The 22,057-nt window shown below is 67.9% G+C and carries 21 protein-coding genes and 2 pseudogenes; 19 read left to right on the forward strand and 4 right to left on the reverse strand.

Features of this window, described 5'->3' with window-relative positions:
* The 5 genes from ACWD6R_RS06905 (at position 1) to tuf (ending at position 9,167) form a co-directional block, all read left to right on the forward strand.
* The gene (locus ACWD6R_RS06905; RefSeq protein ID WP_451817759.1) at positions 1 to 3,900 is read left to right on the forward strand and encodes a DNA-directed RNA polymerase subunit beta'; all 3,900 of its coding nucleotides are present in this window, start codon (positions 1 to 3) and stop codon (positions 3,898 to 3,900) included.
* Between the two features lie 897 nt (positions 3,901 to 4,797).
* Positions 4,798 to 5,169, forward strand: coding sequence for a 30S ribosomal protein S12 (gene rpsL, locus ACWD6R_RS06910; RefSeq protein WP_003948652.1), 372 nt, complete (start codon positions 4,798 to 4,800; stop codon positions 5,167 to 5,169).
* A 2-nt stretch (positions 5,170 to 5,171) separates the two neighbouring features.
* Complete coding sequence (gene rpsG, locus ACWD6R_RS06915) at positions 5,172 to 5,642, forward strand: 30S ribosomal protein S7 (RefSeq protein ID WP_030977935.1); 471 nt, start codon at positions 5,172 to 5,174, stop codon at positions 5,640 to 5,642.
* Between the two features lie 38 nt (positions 5,643 to 5,680).
* Positions 5,681 to 7,810, forward strand: coding sequence for an elongation factor G (fusA, locus tag ACWD6R_RS06920; RefSeq protein ID WP_451817760.1), 2,130 nt, complete (start codon positions 5,681 to 5,683; stop codon positions 7,808 to 7,810).
* 163 nt (positions 7,811 to 7,973) lie between these two features.
* Positions 7,974 to 9,167: an elongation factor Tu gene (gene tuf / locus ACWD6R_RS06925; RefSeq protein WP_356640245.1), complete on the forward strand. Its 1,194-nt coding sequence runs from the start codon at positions 7,974 to 7,976 to the stop codon at positions 9,165 to 9,167.
* Between the two features lie 105 nt (positions 9,168 to 9,272).
* Here tuf and ACWD6R_RS06930 read toward each other — a convergent pair whose 3' ends face one another.
* The 4 genes and pseudogenes from ACWD6R_RS06930 to ACWD6R_RS06945 form a co-directional block, all read right to left on the reverse strand.
* Complete coding sequence (locus ACWD6R_RS06930; RefSeq protein ID WP_451817822.1) at positions 9,273 to 11,252, reverse strand: PIG-L family deacetylase; 1,980 nt, start codon at positions 11,250 to 11,252, stop codon at positions 9,273 to 9,275.
* A 146-nt stretch (positions 11,253 to 11,398) separates the two neighbouring features.
* A pseudogene (locus ACWD6R_RS06935) lies at positions 11,399 to 11,608 on the reverse strand (GNAT family N-acetyltransferase); the annotation flags it as partial.
* A gap of 262 nt (positions 11,609 to 11,870) precedes the next feature.
* Complete coding sequence (locus ACWD6R_RS06940) at positions 11,871 to 14,672, reverse strand: poly(A) polymerase (protein WP_451817761.1); 2,802 nt, start codon at positions 14,670 to 14,672, stop codon at positions 11,871 to 11,873.
* A gap of 2 nt (positions 14,673 to 14,674) precedes the next feature.
* A pseudogene (locus tag ACWD6R_RS06945) lies at positions 14,675 to 14,869 on the reverse strand (RNA ligase family protein); the annotation flags it as partial.
* Positions 14,870 to 15,425: 556 nt separating this feature from the next.
* On the opposite strand from ACWD6R_RS06945, the gene rpsJ reads away from it, so the two are divergent.
* The 14 genes from rpsJ to rplE all read left to right on the forward strand — a co-directional run bounded on the left by rpsJ (position 15,426) and on the right by rplE (position 22,055).
* Entirely contained in the window at positions 15,426 to 15,734 is a 309-nt protein-coding gene (rpsJ, locus tag ACWD6R_RS06950; protein ID WP_003948644.1) for a 30S ribosomal protein S10, read from the forward strand.
* Between the two features lie 13 nt (positions 15,735 to 15,747).
* Positions 15,748 to 16,392 (forward strand): 50S ribosomal protein L3, encoded by a 645-nt coding sequence (gene rplC / locus ACWD6R_RS06955; protein WP_030914132.1) that lies wholly within the window; start codon positions 15,748 to 15,750, stop codon positions 16,390 to 16,392.
* A 4-nt stretch (positions 16,393 to 16,396) separates the two neighbouring features.
* Complete coding sequence (gene rplD, locus ACWD6R_RS06960; RefSeq protein WP_359106592.1) at positions 16,397 to 17,047, forward strand: 50S ribosomal protein L4; 651 nt, start codon at positions 16,397 to 16,399, stop codon at positions 17,045 to 17,047.
* On the forward strand, positions 17,047 to 17,370 hold the full coding sequence (gene rplW, locus ACWD6R_RS06965) for a 50S ribosomal protein L23 (RefSeq protein WP_037688005.1): 324 nt from the start codon (positions 17,047 to 17,049) through the stop codon (positions 17,368 to 17,370). Before rplD ends, rplW begins: the two co-directional genes overlap by 1 nt.
* 39 nt (positions 17,371 to 17,409) lie before the next feature.
* Complete coding sequence (rplB, locus tag ACWD6R_RS06970) at positions 17,410 to 18,246, forward strand: 50S ribosomal protein L2 (protein ID WP_266982598.1); 837 nt, start codon at positions 17,410 to 17,412, stop codon at positions 18,244 to 18,246.
* Between the two features lie 12 nt (positions 18,247 to 18,258).
* Positions 18,259 to 18,540, forward strand: a complete 282-nt coding sequence (gene rpsS / locus ACWD6R_RS06975; RefSeq protein ID WP_003966956.1) for a 30S ribosomal protein S19 — start codon at positions 18,259 to 18,261, stop codon at positions 18,538 to 18,540.
* A gap of 40 nt (positions 18,541 to 18,580) precedes the next feature.
* Positions 18,581 to 18,928 (forward strand): 50S ribosomal protein L22, encoded by a 348-nt coding sequence (gene rplV / locus ACWD6R_RS06980; protein ID WP_004571827.1) that lies wholly within the window; start codon positions 18,581 to 18,583, stop codon positions 18,926 to 18,928.
* Positions 18,928 to 19,764: a 30S ribosomal protein S3 gene (gene rpsC / locus ACWD6R_RS06985; protein ID WP_037688007.1), complete on the forward strand. Its 837-nt coding sequence runs from the start codon at positions 18,928 to 18,930 to the stop codon at positions 19,762 to 19,764. Before rplV ends, rpsC begins: the two co-directional genes overlap by 1 nt.
* 5 nt (positions 19,765 to 19,769) lie before the next feature.
* Positions 19,770 to 20,189, forward strand: a complete 420-nt coding sequence (gene rplP / locus ACWD6R_RS06990) for a 50S ribosomal protein L16 (protein WP_014047785.1) — start codon at positions 19,770 to 19,772, stop codon at positions 20,187 to 20,189.
* Positions 20,189 to 20,413, forward strand: a complete 225-nt coding sequence (gene rpmC / locus ACWD6R_RS06995; RefSeq protein ID WP_015035581.1) for a 50S ribosomal protein L29 — start codon at positions 20,189 to 20,191, stop codon at positions 20,411 to 20,413. Before rplP ends, rpmC begins: the two co-directional genes overlap by 1 nt.
* On the forward strand, positions 20,413 to 20,697 hold the full coding sequence (rpsQ, locus tag ACWD6R_RS07000; RefSeq protein ID WP_030977953.1) for a 30S ribosomal protein S17: 285 nt from the start codon (positions 20,413 to 20,415) through the stop codon (positions 20,695 to 20,697). The genes rpmC and rpsQ overlap by 1 nt, the downstream gene beginning before the upstream one ends.
* A gap of 106 nt (positions 20,698 to 20,803) precedes the next feature.
* The gene (gene rplN / locus ACWD6R_RS07005; protein ID WP_003966950.1) at positions 20,804 to 21,172 is read left to right on the forward strand and encodes a 50S ribosomal protein L14; all 369 of its coding nucleotides are present in this window, start codon (positions 20,804 to 20,806) and stop codon (positions 21,170 to 21,172) included.
* 2 nt (positions 21,173 to 21,174) lie between these two features.
* Positions 21,175 to 21,498 (forward strand): 50S ribosomal protein L24, encoded by a 324-nt coding sequence (rplX, locus tag ACWD6R_RS07010; RefSeq protein ID WP_451817762.1) that lies wholly within the window; start codon positions 21,175 to 21,177, stop codon positions 21,496 to 21,498.
* Entirely contained in the window at positions 21,498 to 22,055 is a 558-nt protein-coding gene (rplE, locus tag ACWD6R_RS07015) for a 50S ribosomal protein L5 (RefSeq protein ID WP_037688009.1), read from the forward strand. Before rplX ends, rplE begins: the two co-directional genes overlap by 1 nt.
* The last annotated feature ends 2 nt before the right edge of the window (positions 22,056 to 22,057 follow it).

Here is a 22,057-nt window from a genome sequence, read left to right on the forward strand (position 1 = left end):
GTGCTCGACGTCAACTTCTTCGACGAGCTGCGGATCGGCCTTGCCACCGCGGACGACATCCGGACCTGGTCGCACGGCGAAGTGAAGAAGCCGGAGACCATCAACTACCGCACGCTCAAGCCCGAAAAGGACGGACTCTTCTGCGAGAAGATCTTCGGTCCGACCCGGGACTGGGAGTGCTACTGCGGCAAGTACAAGCGTGTCCGCTTCAAGGGCATCATCTGTGAGCGTTGTGGCGTGGAGGTCACGCGCGCCAAGGTGCGTCGTGAGCGCATGGGTCACATCGAGCTTGCTGCTCCCGTCACTCACATCTGGTACTTCAAGGGCGTCCCGTCGCGCCTCGGCTACCTGCTTGATCTCGCGCCGAAGGACCTCGAAAAGGTCATCTACTTCGCCGCGTACATGATCACGTTCGTGGATGAGGAGCGCCGTACGCGTGACCTGCCGTCGCTGGAGGCTCACGTCTCCGTCGAGCGTCAGCAGACCGAGAACCGTCGCGACTCCGACCTGGAGGCCCGCGCCAAGAAGCTCGAGACCGACCTGGCCGAGCTCGAGGCCGAGGGTGCCAAGGCCGACGTGCGCCGCAAGGTGCGCGAGGGTGCCGAGCGTGAGATGAAGCAGCTGCGTGACCGTGCGCAGCGCGAGATCGACCGTCTCGACGAGGTGTGGAACCGCTTCAAGAACCTCAAGGTCCAGGACCTCGAGGGCGACGAGCTGCTCTACCGCGAGCTGCGTGACCGCTTCGGCACGTACTTCGACGGCTGCATGGGCGCCGCCGCGCTCCAGAAGCGCCTGGAGTCCTTCGACCTGAGCGAAGAGGCCGAGCGGCTTCGTGAGATCATCCGTACCGGCAAGGGCCAGAAGAAGACCCGTGCGCTCAAGCGCCTCAAGGTCGTCTCCGCGTTCCTGCAGACCAGCAACAAGCCCAAGGGCATGGTGCTCGACTGCGTGCCGGTCATTCCGCCGGACCTGCGTCCGATGGTGCAGCTGGACGGTGGCCGCTTCGCGACCTCCGACCTGAACGACCTGTACCGCCGTGTGATCAACCGCAATAACCGCCTCAAGCGTCTCCTTGACCTCGGGGCCCCCGAGATCATCGTGAACAACGAGAAGCGGATGCTGCAGGAGGCCGTCGACGCGCTGTTCGACAACGGCCGCCGTGGTCGCCCGGTCACCGGTCCGGGCAACCGCCCGCTGAAGTCCCTGAGCGACATGCTCAAGGGCAAGCAGGGTCGTTTCCGTCAGAACCTTCTCGGTAAGCGTGTGGACTACTCCGCGCGTTCCGTGATCGTTGTCGGTCCGCAGCTGAAGCTGCACCAGTGCGGTCTGCCGAAGGCGATGGCGCTGGAGCTCTTCAAGCCGTTCGTGATGAAGCGCCTGGTCGACCTGAACCACGCGCAGAACATCAAGTCGGCCAAGCGCATGGTCGAGCGCGGCCGCACCGTGGTGTACGACGTCCTCGAAGAGGTCATCGCCGAGCACCCGGTGCTGCTGAACCGTGCACCGACCCTGCACCGCCTCGGCATCCAGGCCTTCGAGCCGCAGCTGGTCGAGGGCAAGGCCATCCAGATCCACCCGCTCGTCTGCACCGCGTTCAACGCGGACTTCGACGGTGACCAGATGGCCGTGCACCTGCCGCTCTCCGCGGAGGCGCAGGCCGAGGCCCGCATCCTGATGCTGTCCTCGAACAACATCCTGAAGCCGGCCGACGGTCGTCCCGTCACCATGCCGACCCAGGACATGGTGCTGGGCCTGTTCTTCCTCACCACGGACGAGGAGGAGCGCAAGGTCATCGGCCAGGGCCGTTCCTTCGGTTCCACGGCCGAGGCGATCATGGCCTTCGACGCCGGCGAGCTGTCGCTCCAGACGCAGGTCGACATCCGCTTCCCGGTGGGCACCATCCCGCCGCGTGGCTGGGTGCCGCCGGTCGCCGAGGAAGGCGAACAGGAGTACCAGCAGGGCGACACGTTCCGGCTGCGTACGTCCCTGGGCCGCGCGCTCTTCAACGAGCTGCTGCCCGAGGACTACCCGTTCGTCGACTACTCGGTGGGCAAGAAGCAGCTCTCCGAGATCGTCAACGACCTGGCCGAGCGCTACCCCAAGGTCATCGTGGCGGCGACGCTCGACAACCTGAAGGCGGCCGGTTTCCACTGGGCGACCCGCTCGGGTGTCACCGTGGCCATCTCCGACGTCGTCGTGCCCGAGGCCAAGAAGGCCATCGTCGCGGGTTACGAGGCTCAGGACGAGAAGGTCCAGAAGCAGTACGAGCGCGGTCTGATCACCAAGGACGAGCGCACGCAGGAACTCATCGCGATCTGGACCAAGGCGACCAACGAGGTTGCCGAGGCGATGAACGCGAACTTCCCGCGGACGAACCCCATCTTCATGATGGTTGACTCGGGTGCCCGAGGAAACATGATGCAGATGCGTCAGATCGCCGGTATGCGTGGTCTGGTGTCCAACGCCAAGAACGAGACCATCCCGCGTCCGATCAAGGCGTCCTTCCGTGAGGGCCTCACCGTTCTGGAGTACTTCATCTCCACGCACGGTGCCCGTAAGGGTCTGGCGGACACCGCCCTGCGTACCGCCGACTCGGGTTACCTGACCCGTCGTCTGGTGGACGTCTCGCAGGACGTGATCATCCGCGAGGAGGACTGCGGCACCGACCGTGGCCTCAAGCTGAAGATCGCCGTCAAGGGTGCGGACGGTGTGCTCCGCAAGACGGAGGACGTCGAGACCTCGGTCTACGCCCGCATGCTCGCCGAGGACGTCGTCGTCGACGGCAAGGTCATCGCGCCTGCCAATGTCGACCTCGGTGACGTCCTGATCGACGCCCTTGTGGGCGCCGGCGTCGAGGAGGTCAAGACCCGTTCGGTCCTGACCTGTGAGTCCGCGGTCGGTACCTGTGCCTTCTGCTACGGACGCTCGCTCGCCACCGGCAAGCTGGTCGACATCGGTGAGGCGGTCGGCATCATCGCCGCCCAGTCCATCGGTGAGCCCGGTACCCAGCTGACGATGCGTACCTTCCACACCGGTGGTGTGGCCGGTGACGACATCACCCAGGGTCTGCCCCGTGTCGTCGAGCTCTTCGAGGCCCGTCAGCCCAAGGGTGTCGCCCCGATCTCGGAGGCGGCCGGCCGTATCCGTATCGAGGAGACCGAGAAGACCAAGAAGATCGTCGTCACCCCGGACGACGGCAGCGACGAGACGCCGTTCCCGATCTCGAAGCGTGCCCGTCTGCTCGTGGGCGAGGGCGACCACGTCGAGGTGGGCCAGAAGCTCACCGTGGGTGCCACCAACCCGCACGACGTGCTGCGCATCCTCGGTCAGCGCGCGGTCCAGGTCCACCTGGTCGGCGAAGTCCAGAAGGTGTACAACTCGCAGGGCGTGTCGATCCACGACAAGCACATCGAGATCATCATCCGGCAGATGCTGCGCCGCGTGACGATCATCGAGTCCGGCGACGCGGAGCTGCTGCCGGGCGAGCTGGTCGAGCGGTCGAAGTTCGAGACCGAGAACCGTCGTGTGGTCACCGAGGGCGGTCACCCCGCCTCCGGCCGTCCGCAGCTGATGGGTATCACCAAGGCCTCGCTCGCCACCGAGTCGTGGCTCTCGGCGGCGTCCTTCCAGGAGACGACCAGGGTTCTGACCGACGCGGCGATCAACGCCAAGTCGGACTCCCTGATCGGCCTCAAGGAGAACGTCATCATCGGTAAGCTCATCCCGGCCGGTACGGGTCTGGCCCGCTACCGCAACATCCGGGTCGAGCCGACCGAGGAGGCCAAGGCCGCGATGTACTCGGCCGTCGGCTACGACGACATCGACTACTCGCCGTTCGGCACGGGCTCCGGCCAGGCCGTTCCGCTGGAGGACTACGACTACGGTCCGTACAACCAGTAAGCGAGTCGTTCGAAGGTCTGAACGACTGAAGGGCGGCCACCCCGTTGCGTACGGGGTGGCCGCCCTTCGGCGTGCGTGGGGTCGGCGTCCGGGCTGCAGACAGGGCCGCAGGCGGTTCAGCCGGGTCGGGTGGTCGGGGTGGCTGGAGAGCAGCCGGGCCGGGGTGCCCGGCTCGGCGGGTACGGCACCCCGCGCCGTCGGCCGGGCGGGCTGCGGCCCGGAATGCCGCGACTCGCCGGACGGCGGCGGGGCAGTGTGTCCTGTCCCGCCGGTTCCGTGCACGGTCCCGCCCGGGCGTCCAGCGGCAGCTGTGGCGTCGCGGGGTCCTGCTGAGGCCCCCGGGAAGCCGCTGGTTCAGAACGTCGCTCAGCGCCCGCAGGGCGAGCTTCTTCGGCCCCTCCCGCTCGTAGCTCTCCGTCGCTGCCGGGCAACTGGCCGACCGGGTCCATCTGGGTCTCGATCATGCGCAGTTGGTTCTCGCGCATGCTGTTCGGGGCGAGCCGTGAGTTTTTGGGTGGTCAGTGAGGGGGAGTGCCCCTCGGCGCGCCCCGCCGGCCGGTGGGACGAGAGGCTGATGAAAGTGACCGGGGCATGTGCGAGGAACGACTGGTTTGCACCAGGTGGTGAACGGGACGCAACGCTCTGTCCTGCGTGTCCCGGCGGACAGCATTTGTTTTGACCCAAGTCGATGAGGTAGGTACGCTCAGACCTTGTGCCTGGGGTGTGCCTGGGCTCGTGTGCGTGTCCTCAACCGCACGGCGAGCCCGTCAGTGGCCACCGCGATCTGTGCCCCTTCTGTCCTCGGGCGGGAGTCCGCAGCATTCGACACACCCGACCGCGTGGGTCGGTGACGTTCCAGGTTAGTTTCACGAACGGCACACAGAAACCGGAGAAGTAGTGCCTACGATCCAGCAGCTGGTCCGGAAGGGCCGGCAGGACAAGGTCGAGAAGAACAAGACGCCCGCGCTTGAGGGTTCGCCCCAGCGCCGTGGCGTCTGCACGCGTGTGTTCACGACCACCCCGAAGAAGCCGAACTCGGCCCTCCGTAAGGTCGCGCGTGTGCGTCTGACCTCCGGTATCGAGGTCACGGCCTACATCCCGGGTGAGGGACACAACCTGCAGGAGCACTCCATCGTGCTCGTGCGTGGTGGCCGTGTGAAGGACCTGCCGGGTGTTCGTTACAAGATCATCCGCGGCTCCCTTGACACCCAGGGCGTCAAGAACCGCAAGCAGGCCCGCAGCCGCTACGGCGCCAAGAAGGAGAAGTAAGAATGCCTCGTAAGGGCCCCGCCCCGAAGCGCCCGGTCATCATCGACCCGGTCTACGGTTCTCCTCTTGTCACCTCGCTGATCAACAAGATCCTGCTCAACGGCAAGCGTTCCACTGCCGAGCGGATCGTGTACGGCGCCATGGAAGGCCTCCGCGAGAAGACCGGCAACGACCCGGTCATCACGCTGAAGCGCGCGCTTGAGAACGTCAAGCCCTCGCTCGAGGTCAAGTCCCGCCGTGTCGGTGGCGCCACCTACCAGGTGCCGATCGAGGTCAAGCCCGGTCGCGCCGCCACCCTCGCCCTGCGCTGGGTCGTGGGTTACTCCCGCGCCCGCCGCGAGAAGACGATGACCGAGCGCCTCATGAACGAGCTGCTCGACGCCTCCAACGGTCTTGGCGCTGCTGTCAAGAAGCGTGAGGACACCCACAAGATGGCCGAGTCCAACAAGGCCTTCGCGCACTACCGCTGGTAGTCGCTACCCACATCGAGACCGAGAGAAGATTGAGCCTTATGGCCACCACTTCGCTTGACCTGGCCAAGGTCCGCAACATTGGGATCATGGCCCACATCGACGCGGGCAAGACGACCACCACTGAGCGGATCCTCTTCTACACCGGTGTTTCTTACAAGATCGGTGAAGTCCACGACGGCGCAGCCACGATGGACTGGATGGAGCAGGAGCAGGAGCGCGGCATCACGATCACGTCCGCCGCGACGACCTGCCACTGGCCGCTCAATGATGTTGACCACACCATCAACATCATCGACACCCCGGGTCACGTCGACTTCACCGTCGAGGTGGAGCGTTCGCTCCGCGTCCTCGACGGCGCTGTCACCGTGTTCGACGGTGTGGCGGGCGTCGAGCCGCAGTCCGAGACTGTCTGGCGTCAGGCGGACCGCTACGGCGTGCCGCGTATCTGCTTCGTCAACAAGCTCGACCGTACGGGTGCCGAGTTCCACCGCTGCGTCGACATGATCGTCGACCGCCTCGGTGCGGTCCCGCTCGTCATGCAGCTCCCCATCGGCGCCGAGGCCGACTTCAAGGGCGTCGTCGACCTCGTGTCGATGAAGGCCTTTGTGTGGCCGGAAGAGGCCGCCAAGGGCGAGATGTACGACACCGTCGACATCCCGGACACCCACATCGAGGCAGCTCAGGAGTGGCGCGGCAAGCTGCTCGAGGCCGTCTCCGAGAACGACGACCAGATGATGGAGCTGTACCTGGAGGGCGTCGAGCCCACCGAGGAGCAGCTGCACGAGGCGATCCGCCGCATCACCCTCGCGTCGAAGGGCAGCGCCGACTCCGTCACGGTCACCCCGGTGTTCTGTGGCACGGCGTTCAAGAACAAGGGCGTCCAGCCCCTGCTCGACGCGGTCGTCCGCTACCTGCCTTCCCCCCTGGACGTCGAGGCCATCGAAGGCCACGACGTCAAGGACCCCGAGGTCGTCATCAAGCGCAAGCCCTCGGACGACGAGCCGTTCTCCGGCCTGGCGTTCAAGATCGCTAGCGACCCGCACCTCGGCAAGCTCACCTTCGTCCGGATCTACTCCGGTCGCCTCGAGGCCGGCACCGCGGTGCTGAACTCGGTCAAGGGCAAGAAGGAGCGCATCGGCAAGATCTACCGCATGCACGCGAACAAGCGTGAGGAGATCGCGTCGGTGGGCGCCGGCGACATCATCGCCGTCATGGGCCTGAAGCAGACCACCACCGGTGAGACGCTGTGTGACGACAAGAACCCGGTCATCCTGGAGTCCATGGACTTCCCGGCGCCGGTCATTCAGGTCGCCATCGAGCCCAAGTCCAAGGGTGACCAGGAGAAGCTGGGTGTTGCCATCCAGCGCCTCTCCGAGGAGGACCCGTCCTTCCAGGTGCACTCCGACGAGGAGACCGGCCAGACCATCATCGGTGGTATGGGCGAGCTTCACCTCGAGGTGCTCGTCGACCGCATGAAGCGCGAGTTCCGCGTCGAGGCGAACGTCGGCAAGCCGCAGGTCGCGTACCGCGAGACGATCCGCAAGGCCGTCGAGCGCATCGACTACACGCACAAGAAGCAGACTGGTGGTACCGGCCAGTTCGCGAAGGTGCAGATCGCCCTTGAGCCCATCGAGGGTGGCGACGCGTCCTACGAGTTCGTCAACAAGGTCACCGGTGGCCGCATCCCCCGTGAGTACATCCCCTCGGTGGACGCGGGTGCCCAGGAAGCCATGCAGTTCGGCATCCTGGCCGGTTACGAGATGGTCGGCGTCCGCGTCACCCTTCTCGACGGTGGTTACCACGAGGTCGACTCCTCGGAGCTCGCCTTCAAGATCGCCGGTTCGCAGGCGTTCAAGGAGGGTGCCCGCAAGGCGTCCCCCGTGCTCCTCGAGCCGATGATGGCCGTCGAGGTCACCACGCCCGAGGACTACATGGGCGATGTCATCGGCGACCTCAACTCCCGCCGTGGCCAGATCCAGGCCATGGAGGAGCGCAGCGGCGCTCGCGTCGTGAAGGGCCTCGTGCCCCTCTCGGAGATGTTCGGCTACGTCGGAGACCTCCGCAGCAAGACCTCGGGTCGCGCAAGCTACTCGATGCAGTTCGACTCCTACGCCGAGGTTCCGCGGAACGTCGCCGAGGAGATCATCGCGAAGGCCAAGGGCGAGTAACTCTCCCGAGTACACGCTTTAGGCTTGTCACCGGAGCCCGGTGGGGCATTCGACGCGACGCGGGAGCGGCGCGGCGAATGCCCCACCGGGACCCGGCATCCCAGCAAAGATCACCTGGCGCCGATGAAGCAAGGCGTACAGAACCACTCCGCAGGAGGACCCAGTGGCGAAGGCAAAGTTCGAGCGGACTAAGCCGCACGTCAACATCGGCACCATCGGTCACATCGACCACGGTAAGACGACCCTCACGGCCGCCATTACCAAGGTGCTGCACGACGCGTACCCGGACCTGAACGAGGCCTCGGCCTTCGACCAGATCGACAAGGCTCCTGAGGAGCGCCAGCGCGGTATCACGATCTCGATCGCGCACGTCGAGTACCAGACGGAGTCGCGTCACTACGCGCACGTCGACTGCCCGGGTCACGCGGACTACATCAAGAACATGATCACGGGTGCCGCGCAGATGGACGGCGCCATCCTCGTGGTCGCCGCCACCGACGGCCCGATGCCGCAGACCAAGGAGCACGTGCTCCTGGCCCGCCAGGTCGGCGTTCCGTACATCGTCGTCGCGCTGAACAAGGCCGACATGGTGGACGACGAGGAGATCCTGGAGCTCGTCGAGCTCGAGGTCCGTGAGCTCCTCTCCGAGTACGAGTTCCCGGGCGACGACCTGCCGGTCGTCAAGGTCTCGGCGCTCAAGGCTCTTGAGGGCGACAAGGAGTGGGGCCAGACTGTCCTCGACCTGATGAAGGCCGTCGACGAGTCGATCCCGCAGCCCGAGCGTGACGTCGAGAAGCCGTTCCTGATGCCGATCGAGGACGTCTTCACGATCACCGGTCGTGGCACCGTCGTCACCGGTCGTATCGAGCGTGGCGTCCTCAAGGTCAACGAGACCGTTGACATCGTGGGCATCAAGCAGGAGAAGACCACCACCACGGTCACCGGCATCGAGATGTTCCGCAAGCTGCTCGACGAGGGCCAGGCCGGTGAGAACGTCGGTCTGCTTCTTCGTGGCATCAAGCGCGAGGACGTCGAGCGCGGCCAGGTCATCATCAAGCCGGGTTCGGTCACGCCGCACACCGAGTTCCAGGCGCAGTCCTACATCCTGTCGAAGGACGAGGGTGGCCGTCACACCCCGTTCTTCAACAACTACCGCCCGCAGTTCTACTTCCGTACCACGGACGTAACGGGCGTTGTGACCCTTCCCGAGGGCACCGAGATGGTCATGCCGGGCGACAACACCCTCATGAACGTCACGCTGATCCAGCCGGTCGCCATGGAAGAGGGCCTGAAGTTCGCCATCCGTGAGGGTGGCCGGACCGTGGGCGCCGGCCAGGTCACCAAGATCGTCAAGTAATTACCTGACTGTCTGACCTGGTAGCTCCGCACAGAGCACCAAGAAGGGCCTCGGCCCGCCGCGCAAGCGGTGGACCGGGGCCCTTCGCCATGTCCCGGTGCGGCGTCACGGGCGCCAGAACCAGGGGCGGGCATCCGGCCCCAGCCCCACCACCGCCGGGCGCCCCCTGCCCCCCGCGTACAGCGCGGGACCGTCGAGCGCCACCGGTCCCCGGGTGCGTACGGACAGCCCCGCGCCGGTACGGAGCTGGATCCGGCCCTTCTCGGTGCGGCCCAGCAGCACCTGCCCGAACGGCGAACCGGCCACGGTCACCGGCCCGTACCCGTCGAAGTCGGTGCGTTCCTCCGCCGCCCCCGCGCGTACGACCGTCAGTGCGGCCCGCGCCGCCGCCCGGTACAGCAGCTCCACGGACCCGTCCGCGACGACCTGCGCGGCCGGCCCGTCGCCCGGCACCGGCGCCCCGTCGATCTGCGGATGGGCGGTCAGTTCGGCGCCGGGTGTCTCCTGCGTCCAGTGGTGGACCGTGTGATGCCCGGCGGCGAACACATGGACCAGGCCCTGTCCGTCCACCACGGCGCTCAGTCCGTCCTGGACCTCGCCGCCGCCCGTGTCCCGCCAGCCGCTCCACCGCCCGGACCGTTCCCGCACCCGCGTGCTCACGCCGTTGTCCGCGTTCCGTACGAAGAGATGGACCCGCCCGTCGGGCGCCGTCACCGCCACCGGGACGCCGATCCTGCGGCCGCGGTCCTGGTCCCGCTCCGGGTTGCCCAGCCCCCGCCAGGCGCGGAAGGTGCCGTCCGGGGAGCTCTGTTCGAGGAGCACGATCTCCCGCTCGTCGGCCGCCCCGTGCCCGCCGAGCGCCGCGAAGCGCAGCCCGAACAGCAGCTGCCTGCCGTCCGCCGTCGTCGCCCCGCCGAGCACCGGTGCCAGCGGTCCGCCGCCGAGATCGTCGGGATCGTCCCAGACCCCGCTGCCGGGTGCGCTCTCGCGCCACCGCACCGCCCGCAGTCCGAGGACTCCGTACGCGGTGAGCCGCCCGTCCGTTCCGGCGGCGAGGGTGGGGCGGGGGCCCGGGTAGCGGTAATGGGTGGAGCGGACCCAGCCCTTGCGGTTGGTCAGCGGCCTGTCGCCGCCCACGTTGTAGTCCCCGCAGCCCGCCACGTTCCCGCACCGCCAGTCGGCCTCGCCCCCGTACGGGACGAGATGCGCCGCCTTCTCCTTCAGCACGCGGTACGGCAGGTTCTTCGGCCAGTGCCGGTTGTAGTAGCCGCGGTACGCCGTGGTGACGAACCGCGGCACGGGCCCACCGACCCCGGTGGCGCGGGCCACCCACCGGATCAGCGCCGCCCAGGTGAACGAGGCGGTCGCGGTGTGGTCGGGGTGGTCGGAGTAGCCGGGCTGCTCGCTGTCCCGGCGGCGGACGGCCTCGGTGCTGTGCTGGATGTCCGGGTCCGGATCCATGGTGTGGACGAGGGTCGGCCGGTAGTGGTCGAGGAGCCCGACGAGGGCGTTGATCATACTGTCGTACGTGTACGAGCCCGCCCGCTTCAGCGGTGAGCCCTCGGCGACGACGGTGGGCAGGCCGAGCTCCCGGTCGTTCCAGAGGCTTGGCAGCCCCAGGCGGCCGAGGCCGGTGTGCATCGCCGTATTGAGGAAGATCAGCTCGACCCGGCGCCCGCCGTGCGTCAGCGTGTTGATCTCGGCCCGGAGCCCGTCCGCCGGCGCGATGACGGACTTCTGCCAGGCGGTGAACATCGGCAGCCCGAGCTGGATCGCGTACGACTGGCGCAGCCCCTGGTGCCGGGCGGAGGAGTACGCCGCCTTGTCGGCGGCGGGCAGCGGCGCGCCGGGAATCCGGTTGATGCCGACGGCCTCACCGGCGGTGAGGTACACACAGACCACCGGGGTCCCGGCGTCCAGAGCCTGCTGGGTGTCCGGGTTCATGAAGTACAGGTCGTCGTCCGGGTGGGCGAGGATCTGCATCAGCAGGGACTGCCGGGCGTCGCCGATCACCATTCCGGGCGTCGGATCCGCCATGGTGTCACTGCGCCGGGGGGCCGGTACGGAACAGGCGCCGACGCCCATCAGGGCGGCTGCGGCGGCGGCCGCCACGACGCTGCGCCGCCGCACCCCGGCACGGCCCGGTTCCAGGCCGAATCGATCCCTCACGCCCCGTGCTCCGTCCGCTCACTCCGTCGAAGCAGCCGGTCAGTGCCGCTTCCCGCGGCAGATTAGACGGGGATCGGAACGGTCGCGTTGCTTGTCGCGGCTACACGCCGGTCGGTCTTAAAGACATCGATCGGGTCCTCGCGCTCCAGGGTGAACCCGTGGCGCTCGTACAGCCGACGGGCGGCGCTGCCCTGGACGACGTCCAGGCGAACGTCCACCCCTTCGGCGTCGGCGCGTTCCAGCAGGCCGCGCAGGACGGCGGTGCCGATCCCGGCACGCCCCAGCGGTCCACGAGAGCGTCGACGATCAACAGTCCCCGCCCTGACGGCCTCCCCCGCGACAGGGGGTGGGCTCCCGACGCCCTGCGACTCCGCTTGCGGCGTTGTTGTCGGTCACCGACGCTCCGCGTCGACTCCGTCCTCCGCCTTGCCATCGAAGCCGCATGACGCCGCTCGCTGATCCACTCCCTGTCGCGGGGGAGGCCGTGACTCGCTGTCGAGGCGTGAATCGCTGAGGGCCGGTCGGCCGGTCCGGTCAGTGCAGGGTCGGCACGGCCCCGCCGTCGGCGCGCGTGAGCGTGACCCCGGTGAGCCCCCGCAGTCGGCGCTCCGCGACCCCCTCGACCAGTGCGCGGTCCGGAGGGACCGGACCGAGACCGATCGCGTAGCGGACCGGGTCCGTGCCGAAGGGGCGGGGCCAGGCGTGGCACTCGGGGGCCATGTGCGACAGGTCGCCGAGCAGGGCGCGCATCCGGCCGCGCACCTGGTCCTCGTCCGGTCCCGGGCGTACGGCCACGACCGCCCAGGCCGCGTGGCGGCGGTGCAGCGGGGGCGGCGACAGCAGCCCGGGGGAGCCCGTCTCCAGCAGCTCCCAGGCGCGGAACAGCTCCTGGGTGAGCAGGTCGCGCATGCCTGGCGTGACCTGATCGGTGCAGGGGCGTACGGGCTCCGACGGAGTCGTGACCGTGACCGGCAGTTCCGGTGCCTGCGGTCCCGCCGTACCCACCGGCACGCGCCAGTCCCAGGCCGCCCAGGTCGCGAAGAAGTGCCGCAGCAGCCCGTCGGGCGACAGGTCATCCGCCCCGCGGACCGTACGGGCCGCCAGGACGGACCACGCCAGGCCGGGGAGTCCGCCGAACGGCGCCGAGTCCAGGCCGCGTGCCTTCGCCCACGCCTTGACCTCTCGGGCCAGTCGCGCGAAAGCCTCCTGCCGGTCGCCCGCCAGGGTGAGCACCGCCTCCGCGTCGCTCACCGCGCTGAGCGTGACCGCCGCCGCCTCGCCCAACTCCGCTCGGCGCTCGACCGCATCCGCCGGGTCCATCGGACCGGTGGGGACCACGACCAGGTCCACGCGCAGGCCGTCGACGTCCGTCCGCAGACCGGGGACCCGGGCTCCGGTCACCTCCCGGACGTCCGCCGCCTCCGGCAACGCCGCCGCCAACCGAGCTCGTACAACGGTCGGTTCGGCATTGCCCGGCAGCGCCGCCACCAGATCCAGATCCGCGCCGGGCAGGGCGCAGCCCATGCGCCGGGAGCCGACGACATGGACGACCCCGCCGGCCAGTGCCTCGCGGACGCGGCGTACGACACCGGTGGCGTCCGCGACCGGGCGGGCGCCGCCCGAGGCCGGGCCGGGGTTCCCGTGGCCGGGCGCGGGGGGCTCGTCCGCCGGCTGTGCGTCCGGTACCCAGCGCACCTCGCCCGTTCCCAGCGCCACCGTCGCCCGTACCCGCATCGGCTCGTCGCCGCGGCGCGTCAGCAGCGCCAGCTCCCCGACCCGGACCGGCATCGGATCGAGCCGCGCACCGCATTCGGCGGCCAGGGCGTGCGGGTCCGTGGTCCGGCCCAGGCTGAGGTGCGGGGTGAAGCCCCCGTGGTGGCCACGGCAGGTGGGGAACCGCCGTACCAGCTCCTCCCACAGGCCGGCCCACGGTTCCTCGCCCCCGGCCGCCGGGTCCAGCCACACCGTGGCCCCCTCGCGGTGCCCGAACCACTGCACACCCGCCAGCCGCGCGTCGAAGGGCGCACACGCGGCGGCAGCGGCGGCGAGCAGCGGCGCCGCCTGCTCGAAGGTGTACTCGGGGACGAAGCCGAAGAGCAGATTGACGTGTGGCGGCCAGCGGCGGATCTGCGGGTCGTGGTCCCGCCGGATCGCCTGCAGCGGCGGCCAGAGCTCCTGCGGCGGAATCCATGCCAGTGCCGTACGGGCCGTGGGCTGTACGTCCAGGGCCTCGGCGCTCTCCGCGTCCACCGGGGCCAGTTCGGTCAGCACGCCGTAGTGGTCGGAGATGTACAGGCCCTCGGTCGTGGGGACGTCGCCGCGGAGTTCGGCGCGCCGCACCCGCAGCCCCTCCGCGCGCAGCAGCACCCGGTCCAGCCGGGACGCCCGCCCGGTCGGTGAGGAGACCGCGGCCAGCGGATTGACGCGCGGGTCGAACGTCGGCGTCGCATCGCCCGGACCGTGCACCTCGCTCCACGCGTCGCGCATCCCGAGCGTCGTGCCCGGCGCGTCGGTGCCGTCGTTGAAGTCGCCCATGAGGACGAGGTCGCCATCCAGGGATGCCAGTCCCTCGGCGATCCGGACCAGTTCGTCGTCCCGCCGCTGTGTGCCATTCTCTGAGCGGTCGCTGCTCAGGTGGGTTGCGGCGACCGTGACCGGCCCGGCGCCGGTCTCCGCGACGAGGGCCGTCACCGCTTTGTGCGGGCCGAGCTCGTGGTGACCGGCCTCCCGCACGGGCAGCTTGCTCAGCAGCACCAGACCGCACTCGTCGACGTCCCGCGCCTCCGTCCCCAGGGTGTATGCCTCACGCACCCACGGCTCCCGCAGCAGCAGTGTGAGCAGCTGTGGCTCGACCTCCTGGAGCGCGACGACATCGGCGCCGGCCTCGCGGAGCGCGGCGATCAGCAGCGGTCTGCGCGCGGCCGTGTCGATGCGGTCGGCGTCGTAGCGGTCCCACAGGGTGTTCCAGGTCAGTACGCGCAGCCGTCCCGCAGGCCCGGTACCCCGGGGCGTCCGCGCCGGGACCCAGTCGGCGCCGTCCCAGGCGTACGGCGTGCGGGCGGTGAAGAACGGTGCCCGCAGCCGGCGTGCCTCCCGCACCCGCCCGGCGTCCGTGTCGTCCATCCGGTCGACGCCCGTGGTCCGGTCCCAGACGACCTCGCCGTCGGCCTCGAAGAACTGCACCCGGTGCCAGGGGATGTCGCCGCCCGGCACGAACACGGGCAGCGGGACCCGCTTGGGCGGGGCGCCGCGCTGGTTGACGCCGACGACGAAGCGGGCGGGGTCGAAGCGCGCGTCCCAGCGCACCCGGTGGTAGATCTCCTCGCTGGTGCGCACGGCTATGCCTCCACCTCGATCGTCCCACTCGCCCCGATGTACCAGGTGCGGTGCGCCTGGCCCGGGTAGGGCGGGCCGAAGCGGTGCAGCTGGGCGGCGAGAACACCGGACGGCGCCGGGTGCTCGCGTGCGGCGTTGCGTCGGGTCGGCACGTCCTCGTCGACGAGCACCACGGCGTGGGTGACGAGTGCGTACCGGTCCGTACATGGCCGGGCGTGACCCACCTCCGTTACCTGCCGCCCGATGTCGTCGGCAGCGAATCCCTCGACGGTCCGGACGAAGTCACCCTGGCGTCCCTTTCTCCCGACGCCCCGTCGGCGCGTCGCCGGGTGCCGGGTGAGGCGCGGTTTGACACGCAACACCCGCGGGGTAATCTCTTCGGCCGGATTGGCCAGGCTCCCGCCGCGTATGGCACACTGACCAGGTTGCTCGGTTGAGTGTCAATGCTGCGCGCCTCCCGCCGGGAGGACCGGAAGCGAGTCCCACAGTACTCGTCGGCCCCATGTGGGCCGGACGTACGGGAATCTTTCGGGAAGCGTAAGTGGGGCGCCGACCAGGCACCCGGTGGGTGTTCCACCCCCGACGCTCTTGATTGAGCACAGCGCGGTCCACGGCCCGCACCCCCTTGGTTGGGAAATCCTTCGGGAGATCTGCGTAGAGGGGATGCGACACGCCCGACCGCGTGGGTCGGAGGGGGAGTTACGAGAACCCCCGGGTTCCAGAGCGTTACGAGAGACAGGACTACTAGTAGCCATGGCGGGACAGAAGATCCGCATCCGGCTCAAGGCCTACGACCACGAGGTCATCGACTCCTCGGCGAAGAAGATCGTCGAGACGGTGACCCGCACTGGTGCGTCGGTCGCGGGCCCGGTGCCGCTGCCCACTGAGAAGAACGTGTACTGCGTCATCAAGTCGCCGCACAAGTACAAGGACTCGCGCGAGCACTTCGAGATGCGCACGCACAAGCGCCTCATCGACATCCTCGACCCCACGCCGAAGACGGTTGACTCGCTGATGCGTCTCGACCTGCCGGCCGGCGTCGACATCGAGATCAAGCTCTGAGGTGACGCGCGAGATGGCTAAGAACATTAAGGGCGTCCTGGGCGAGAAGCTCGGCATGACCCAGGTCTGGGACGAGAACAACCGGGTCGTCCCGGTGACCGTCGTCAAGGCCGGGCCCTGCGTCGTCACCCAGGTCCGCACCAACGACAGCGACGGCTACGAGTCGGTCCAGATCGCCTTCGGCGAGATCGACCCGCGCAAGGTGAACAAGCCCCTCAAGGGCCACTTCGCCAAGGCCGACGTGACCCCGCGCCGCCACCTGGTGGAGCTCCGCACCCCTGACGCCAGCGAGTACACGCTGGGCCAGGAGGTCACTGCCGCAGTGTTCGAGTCCGGCGTCAAGGTTGACGTCACGGGCAAGAGCAAGGGCAAGGGCTTCGCCGGTGTGATGAAGCGTCACAACTTCAAGGGTGGCAAGGCGTCCCACGGTGCCCACCGTGTGCACCGTATGCCCGGCTCCATCGGTGGCTGTGCCACCCCCGGCCGTGTCTTCAAGGGCATGCGCATGGCGGGTCGCATGGGCAACGAGCGTGTCACCACCCAGAACCTGACCATCCACGCGGTTGACGCGGAGAAGGGTCTGCTCCTCATCAAGGGCGCAGTCCCCGGTCCGAACGGCGGCCTCGTCCTGGTCCGTACCGCGGCCAAGGGGGCTTGAGGTAATGAGCACCATTGACATCCTTTCGCCGGCAGGCGACAAGGCCGGTACCGTCGAGCTCCCCGCGGAGATCTTCGACGCGAAGACCAGCGTTCCGCTGATCCACCAGGTCGTTGTCGCTCAGCTGGCTGCTGCCCGTCAGGGCACGCACAAGACCAAGCGTCGCGGCGAAGTCCGTGGTGGTGGCCGCAAGCCGTACCGCCAGAAGGGCACCGGCCGCGCCCGCCAGGGTTCGACCCGCGCACCGCAGTTCGTCGGCGGTGGCGTCGTCCACGGCCCGCAGCCGCGTGACTACTCGCAGCGCACCCCGAAGAAGATGAAGGCCGCCGCCCTGCGCGGTGCCCTCTCCGACCGGGCACGCCACTCCCGTATCCACGTCGTCACCGGCGTGGTCGACGGTGCAGTCTCCACGAAGGCCGCGAAGACGCTGCTCGGCAAGATCTCGGAGCGCAAGAACCTGCTCCTGATCGTCGACCGCGCCGACGAGGCCGCGTGGCTGTCCGCCCGCAACCTGCCCCAGGTGCACATCCTGGAGCCGGGCCAGCTCAACACGTACGACGTGATCGTCTCCGACGACGTGGTCTTCACCCAGGCCGCTTTCGAGTCCTTCGTGTCTGGCCCCAAGGCCGATGAGACCGAAGGGAGCGACGCCTGATGAGCGAGGCGACCGTAACCAGCAAGACCTTCACGGACCCGCGCGACGTTCTCGTCAAGCCGGTCGTTTCCGAGAAGAGCTACGCGCTGCTCGACGAGAACAAGTACACGTTCATCGTCGCGCCCGGCTCCAACAAGACCCAGATCAAGCAGGCCGTGGAAGCGGTCTTCTCGGTCAAGGTCACCGGGGTCAACACGATCAACCGGCAGGGTAAGCGCAAGCGCACCAAGACCGGTTTCGGCAAGCGCGCTGACACCAAGCGCGCCATCGTGACCCTCGCCGAGGGCGACCGTATCGACATCTTCGGCGGCCCGACCTCCTGACGGAGGTCGAGTCGTCCGGAATCGGACGAGGACTGAGAAATGGGTATCCGCAAGTACAAGCCGACGACCCCGGGCCGTCGTGGCTCCAGCGTCGCCGACTTTGTCGAGATCACGCGGTCCACGCCGGAGAAGTCGCTGGTCCGCCCCCTGCACAGCAAGGGCGGCCGTAACAACGCCGGTCGTGTGACCGTTCGCCACCAGGGCGGTGGCCACAAGCGCGCCTACCGAGTGATCGACTTCCGTCGTCACGACAAGGACGGCGTGCCGGCCAAGGTCGCGCACATCGAGTACGACCCGAACCGCACCGCGCGCATCGCGCTCCTGCACTACGCGGACGGCGAGAAGCGCTACATCATCGCGCCGCGTGGACTGACGCAGGGCGACCGGGTCGAGAACGGCCCGACGGCCGACATCAAGCCCGGTAACAACCTGGCGCTGCGCAACATCCCGGTCGGTACGACCATCCACGCCATCGAGCTGCGGCCCGGCGGCGGCGCGAAGTTCGCCCGTTCCGCGGGTGCCTCCGTGCAGCTGCTGGCGAAGGAGGGCACCATGGCCCACCTTCGTATGCCGTCGGGTGAGATCCGCCTGGTCGACGCCCGCTGCCGCGCCACGATCGGCGAGGTCGGCAACGCCGAGCAGTCGAACATCAACTGGGGCAAGGCCGGCCGTATGCGCTGGAAGGGCGTTCGCCCGACCGTCCGCGGTGTCGCGATGAACCCGGTTGACCACCCGCACGGTGGTGGTGAGGGCAAGACCTCCGGTGGTCGCCACCCGGTCTCGCCGTGGGGTCAGAAGGAGGGTCGTACTCGCTCGCCGAAGAAGGCATCGAGCAAGTACATCGTCCGCCGCCGCAAGACGAACAAGAAGCGCTAGGAGCGGGTTTAGATGCCGCGCAGTCTCAAGAAGGGGCCCTTCGTCGACGGCCACCTCATCAAGAAGGTGGACGTACAGAACGAGGCAGGCACCAAGAACGTCATCAAGACCTGGTCCCGTCGCTCGATGATCGTCCCGGCCATGCTGGGTCACACCATCGCGGTGCACAACGGCAAGATTCACGTCCCGGTGTTCGTCACCGAGTCGATGGTCGGCCACAAGCTCGGCGAGTTCTCGCCGACTCGCACCTTCCGCGGCCACGTCAAGGACGACCGGAAGTCGAAGCGCCGCTAGCGCGGGGTGACTGACTATGACTTACACCGAAGGGACAACCATGGAAGCCAGGGCCCAGGCGCGGTACATCCGCGTCACGCCCATGAAGGCCCGCCGCGTGGTGGACCTCATCCGTGGCATGGATGCCACGGAGGCTCAGGCGGTCCTGCGTTTCGCCCCGCAGGCCGCGAGCGTGCCGGTTGGCAAGGTGCTGGACAGCGCCATTGCCAACGCTGCACACAACTACGACCACACCGACGCCTCTTCGCTGGTCATCAGCGAGGCGTACGTGGACGAGGGCCCGACCCTGAAGCGGTTCCGTCCGCGTGCTCAGGGCCGTGCCTACCGGATCCGTAAGCGGACCAGCCACATCACCGTGGTCGTCAGCAGCAAGGAAGGAACCCGGTAATGGGCCAGAAGGTAAACCCGCACGGGTTCCGGCTCGGCATCACCACGGACTTCAAGTCCCGTTGGTACGCCGACAAGCTGTACAAGGACTACGTCAAGGAAGACGTCGCCATTCGTCGCATGATGACGAAGGGCATGGAGCGGGCCGGTATCTCGAAGGTTGAGATCGAGCGCACCCGCGACCGCGTCCGCGTTGACATCCACACCGCCCGCCCGGGCATCGTCATCGGTCGCCGTGGCGCCGAGGCCGACCGCATCCGTGGCGAGCTGGAGAAGCTGACCGGCAAGCAGGTCCAGCTGAACATCCTCGAGGTCAAGAACCCCGAGGTGGACGCTCAGCTGGTGGCCCAGGCCGTCGCCGAGCAGCTCTCCTCCCGCGTCTCCTTCCGTCGTGCGATGCGCAAGAGCATGCAGAGCTCGATGAAGGCCGGCGCCAAGGGCATCAAGATCCAGTGCGGTGGCCGCCTCGGCGGCGCCGAGATGTCCCGCTCGGAGTTCTACCGCGAGGGCCGTGTGCCCCTGCACACGCTCCGTGCGAACGTCGACTACGGCTTCTTCGAGGCCAAGACGACCTTCGGCCGCATCGGTGTGAAGGTCTGGATCTACAAGGGCGACGTCAAGAACATCGCTGAGGTCCGCGCCGAGAACGCTGCTGCCCGCGCTGGCAACCGCCCGGCCCGTGGCGGCGCTGACCGCCCGGCCGGCCGTGGTGGCCGCGGTGGCGAGCGTGGCGGTCGCGGTCGCAAGCCGCAGCAGTCCGCGCCGGCAGCCGAGGCCCCCAAGGCCGACGCTCCCGCCGCCGCTGCTCCGGCTGAGAGCACCGGAACGGAGGCCTGACCGAAATGCTGATCCCCCGTAGGGTCAAGCACCGCAAGCAGCACCACCCGAAGCGCAGCGGTATGTCCAAGGGTGGCACGCAGGTTGCGTTCGGCGAGTACGGCATCCAGGCGCTGACCCCGGCGTACGTGACGAACCGCCAGATCGAGGCAGCTCGTATCGCGATGACCCGCCACATCAAGCGTGGCGGCAAGGTCTGGATCAACATCTACCCGGACCGCCCCCTGACGAAGAAGCCTGCCGAGACCCGCATGGGTTCCGGTAAGGGTTCTCCCGAGTGGTGGATCGCGAACGTCAAGCCCGGTCGGGTGATGTTCGAGCTGTCCTACCCGAACGAGAAGATTGCTCGTGAGGCGCTTACCCGCGCTGCTCACAAGCTTCCGATGAAGTGCCGGATCGTTCGGCGCGAGGCAGGTGAGTCGTGATGTCGGCCGGTACCAAGGCGTCCGAGCTGCGCGAGCTGGGCAACGAGGAGCTCCTCAACAAGCTCCGCGAGGCCAAGGAAGAGCTGTTCAATCTCCGCTTTCAGGCGGCGACCGGGCAGCTCGAGAACCACGGCCGGCTCAAGTCCGTCCGTAAGGACATCGCCCGGATCTACACCCTGATGCGCGAGCGCGAGCTGGGCATCGAGACGGTGGAGAGCGCCTGATGAGCGAGAAGACTGTGACTGAGACGAACACCGACCGCGGTTTCCGCAAGACCCGTGAGGGTCTCGTCGTCAGCGACAAGATGGACAAGACCGTCGTCGTCGCTGTCGAGGACCGTGTCAAGCACGCCCTGTACGGCAAGGTCATCCGCCGTACGAACAAGCTCAAGGCTCACGACGAGCAGAACGCCGCCGGCGTCGGCGACCGTGTCCTCCTCATGGAGACCCGGCCGCTGTCCGCCACGAAGCGGTGGCGCGTCGTCGAGATCCTCGAGAAGGCCAAGTAATTCCTGAGGGGCATTCCCCTCAGGCAAGTTCCGCCAGGCTCGGTGGGGTTCGACCCGTTCAGGGTTCGAACCCCGCCGGGAACCGGCAGACGATCAGGAGATAGACGTGATCCAGCAGGAGTCGCGACTTCGCGTCGCCGACAACACGGGTGCGAAGGAAATCCTCACCATCCGTGTTCTCGGTGGTTCGGGTCGCCGCTACGCGGGCATCGGTGACGTCATCGTCGCCACCGTCAAGGACGCGATCCCCGGTGGCAACGTGAAGAAGGGTGACGTCGTCAAGGCCGTCATCGTTCGCACCGTCAAGGAGCGTCGTCGTCAGGATGGCTCGTACATCCGCTTCGACGAGAACGCCGCCGTCATTCTGAAGAACGACGGCGACCCCCGCGGCACCCGTATCTTCGGCCCGGTGGGCCGTGAGCTGCGCGAGAAGAAGTTCATGAAGATCATCTCGCTCGCGCCGGAGGTGCTGTAAGCATGAAGATCAAGAAGGGCGACCTGGTTCAGGTCATCACCGGTAAGGACAAGGGCAAGCAGGGCAAGGTCATCGTTGCCTACCCTGCTCAGGACCGCGTCCTCGTCGAGGGTGTCAACCGGGTCAAGAAGCACACGAAGGCCGGTCAGACGGCTCGCGGCTCGCAGACCGGTGGCATTGTCACCACCGAGGCCCCGATTCACGTCAGCAACGTTCAGCTGATCGTGGAGAAGGACGGCAACAAGGTCGTCACCCGCGTCGGCTACCGCTTTGACGACGAGGGCAAGAAGATCCGCGTTGCCAAGCGGACCGGTGAGGACATCTGATGACTGCCACCACTGCGCCGCGTCTCAAGACGCGCTACCGCGAGGAAATCGCCGGCAAGCTGCGTGAGGAGTTCTCGTACGAGAACGTCATGCAGATCCCCGGCCTGGTCAAGATCGTGGTCAACATGGGTGTGGGCGACGCCGCCCGCGACTCCAAGCTGATCGATGGCGCCGTGCGCGACCTCACCACGATCACGGGCCAGAAGCCGGCCGTCACCAAGGCCCGCAAGTCCATCGCGCAGTTCAAGCTGCGCGAGGGTCAGCCGATCGGCTGCCACGTCACCCTCCGCGGTGACCGGATGTGGGAGTTCCTGGACCGTACGCTGTCGCTCGCGCTGCCGCGGATCCGTGACTTCCGTGGCCTGTCGCCGAAGCAGTTCGACGGCCGTGGCAACTACACCTTCGGTCTCACGGAGCAGGTCATGTTCCACGAGATCGACCAGGACAAGATCGACCGGGTCCGGGGCATGGACATCACCGTGGTCACCACGGCGACCAATGACGACGAGGGTCGTGCCCTCCTTCGTCACCTCGGCTTCCCGTTCAAGGAGAACTGACC

This window comes from Streptomyces sp. NPDC005151 (assembly GCF_053599875.1).

Coding starts and splice junctions, on each gene's coding strand:
- rpsG (WP_030977935.1), top strand. CDS start 5,172: ATGCCTCGTAAGGGCCCCGCCCCGAAGCGCCCGGTCATCATCGACCCG.
- fusA (WP_451817760.1), top strand. CDS start 5,681: ATGGCCACCACTTCGCTTGACCTGGCCAAGGTCCGCAACATTGGGATC.
- ACWD6R_RS06930 (WP_451817822.1), bottom strand. CDS start 11,252: ATGGGCGTCGGCGCCTGTTCCGTACCGGCCCCCCGGCGCAGTGACACC.
- rpsJ (WP_003948644.1), top strand. CDS start 15,426: ATGGCGGGACAGAAGATCCGCATCCGGCTCAAGGCCTACGACCACGAG.
- rplC (WP_030914132.1), top strand. CDS start 15,748: ATGGCTAAGAACATTAAGGGCGTCCTGGGCGAGAAGCTCGGCATGACC.
- rplD (WP_359106592.1), top strand. CDS start 16,397: ATGAGCACCATTGACATCCTTTCGCCGGCAGGCGACAAGGCCGGTACC.
- rplW (WP_037688005.1), top strand. CDS start 17,047: ATGAGCGAGGCGACCGTAACCAGCAAGACCTTCACGGACCCGCGCGAC.
- rplB (WP_266982598.1), top strand. CDS start 17,410: ATGGGTATCCGCAAGTACAAGCCGACGACCCCGGGCCGTCGTGGCTCC.
- rpsS (WP_003966956.1), top strand. CDS start 18,259: ATGCCGCGCAGTCTCAAGAAGGGGCCCTTCGTCGACGGCCACCTCATC.
- rplV (WP_004571827.1), top strand. CDS start 18,581: ATGGAAGCCAGGGCCCAGGCGCGGTACATCCGCGTCACGCCCATGAAG.
- rpsC (WP_037688007.1), top strand. CDS start 18,928: ATGGGCCAGAAGGTAAACCCGCACGGGTTCCGGCTCGGCATCACCACG.
- rplP (WP_014047785.1), top strand. CDS start 19,770: ATGCTGATCCCCCGTAGGGTCAAGCACCGCAAGCAGCACCACCCGAAG.
- rpmC (WP_015035581.1), top strand. CDS start 20,189: ATGTCGGCCGGTACCAAGGCGTCCGAGCTGCGCGAGCTGGGCAACGAG.
- rpsQ (WP_030977953.1), top strand. CDS start 20,413: ATGAGCGAGAAGACTGTGACTGAGACGAACACCGACCGCGGTTTCCGC.
- rplX (WP_451817762.1), top strand. CDS start 21,175: ATGAAGATCAAGAAGGGCGACCTGGTTCAGGTCATCACCGGTAAGGAC.
- rplE (WP_037688009.1), top strand. CDS start 21,498: ATGACTGCCACCACTGCGCCGCGTCTCAAGACGCGCTACCGCGAGGAA.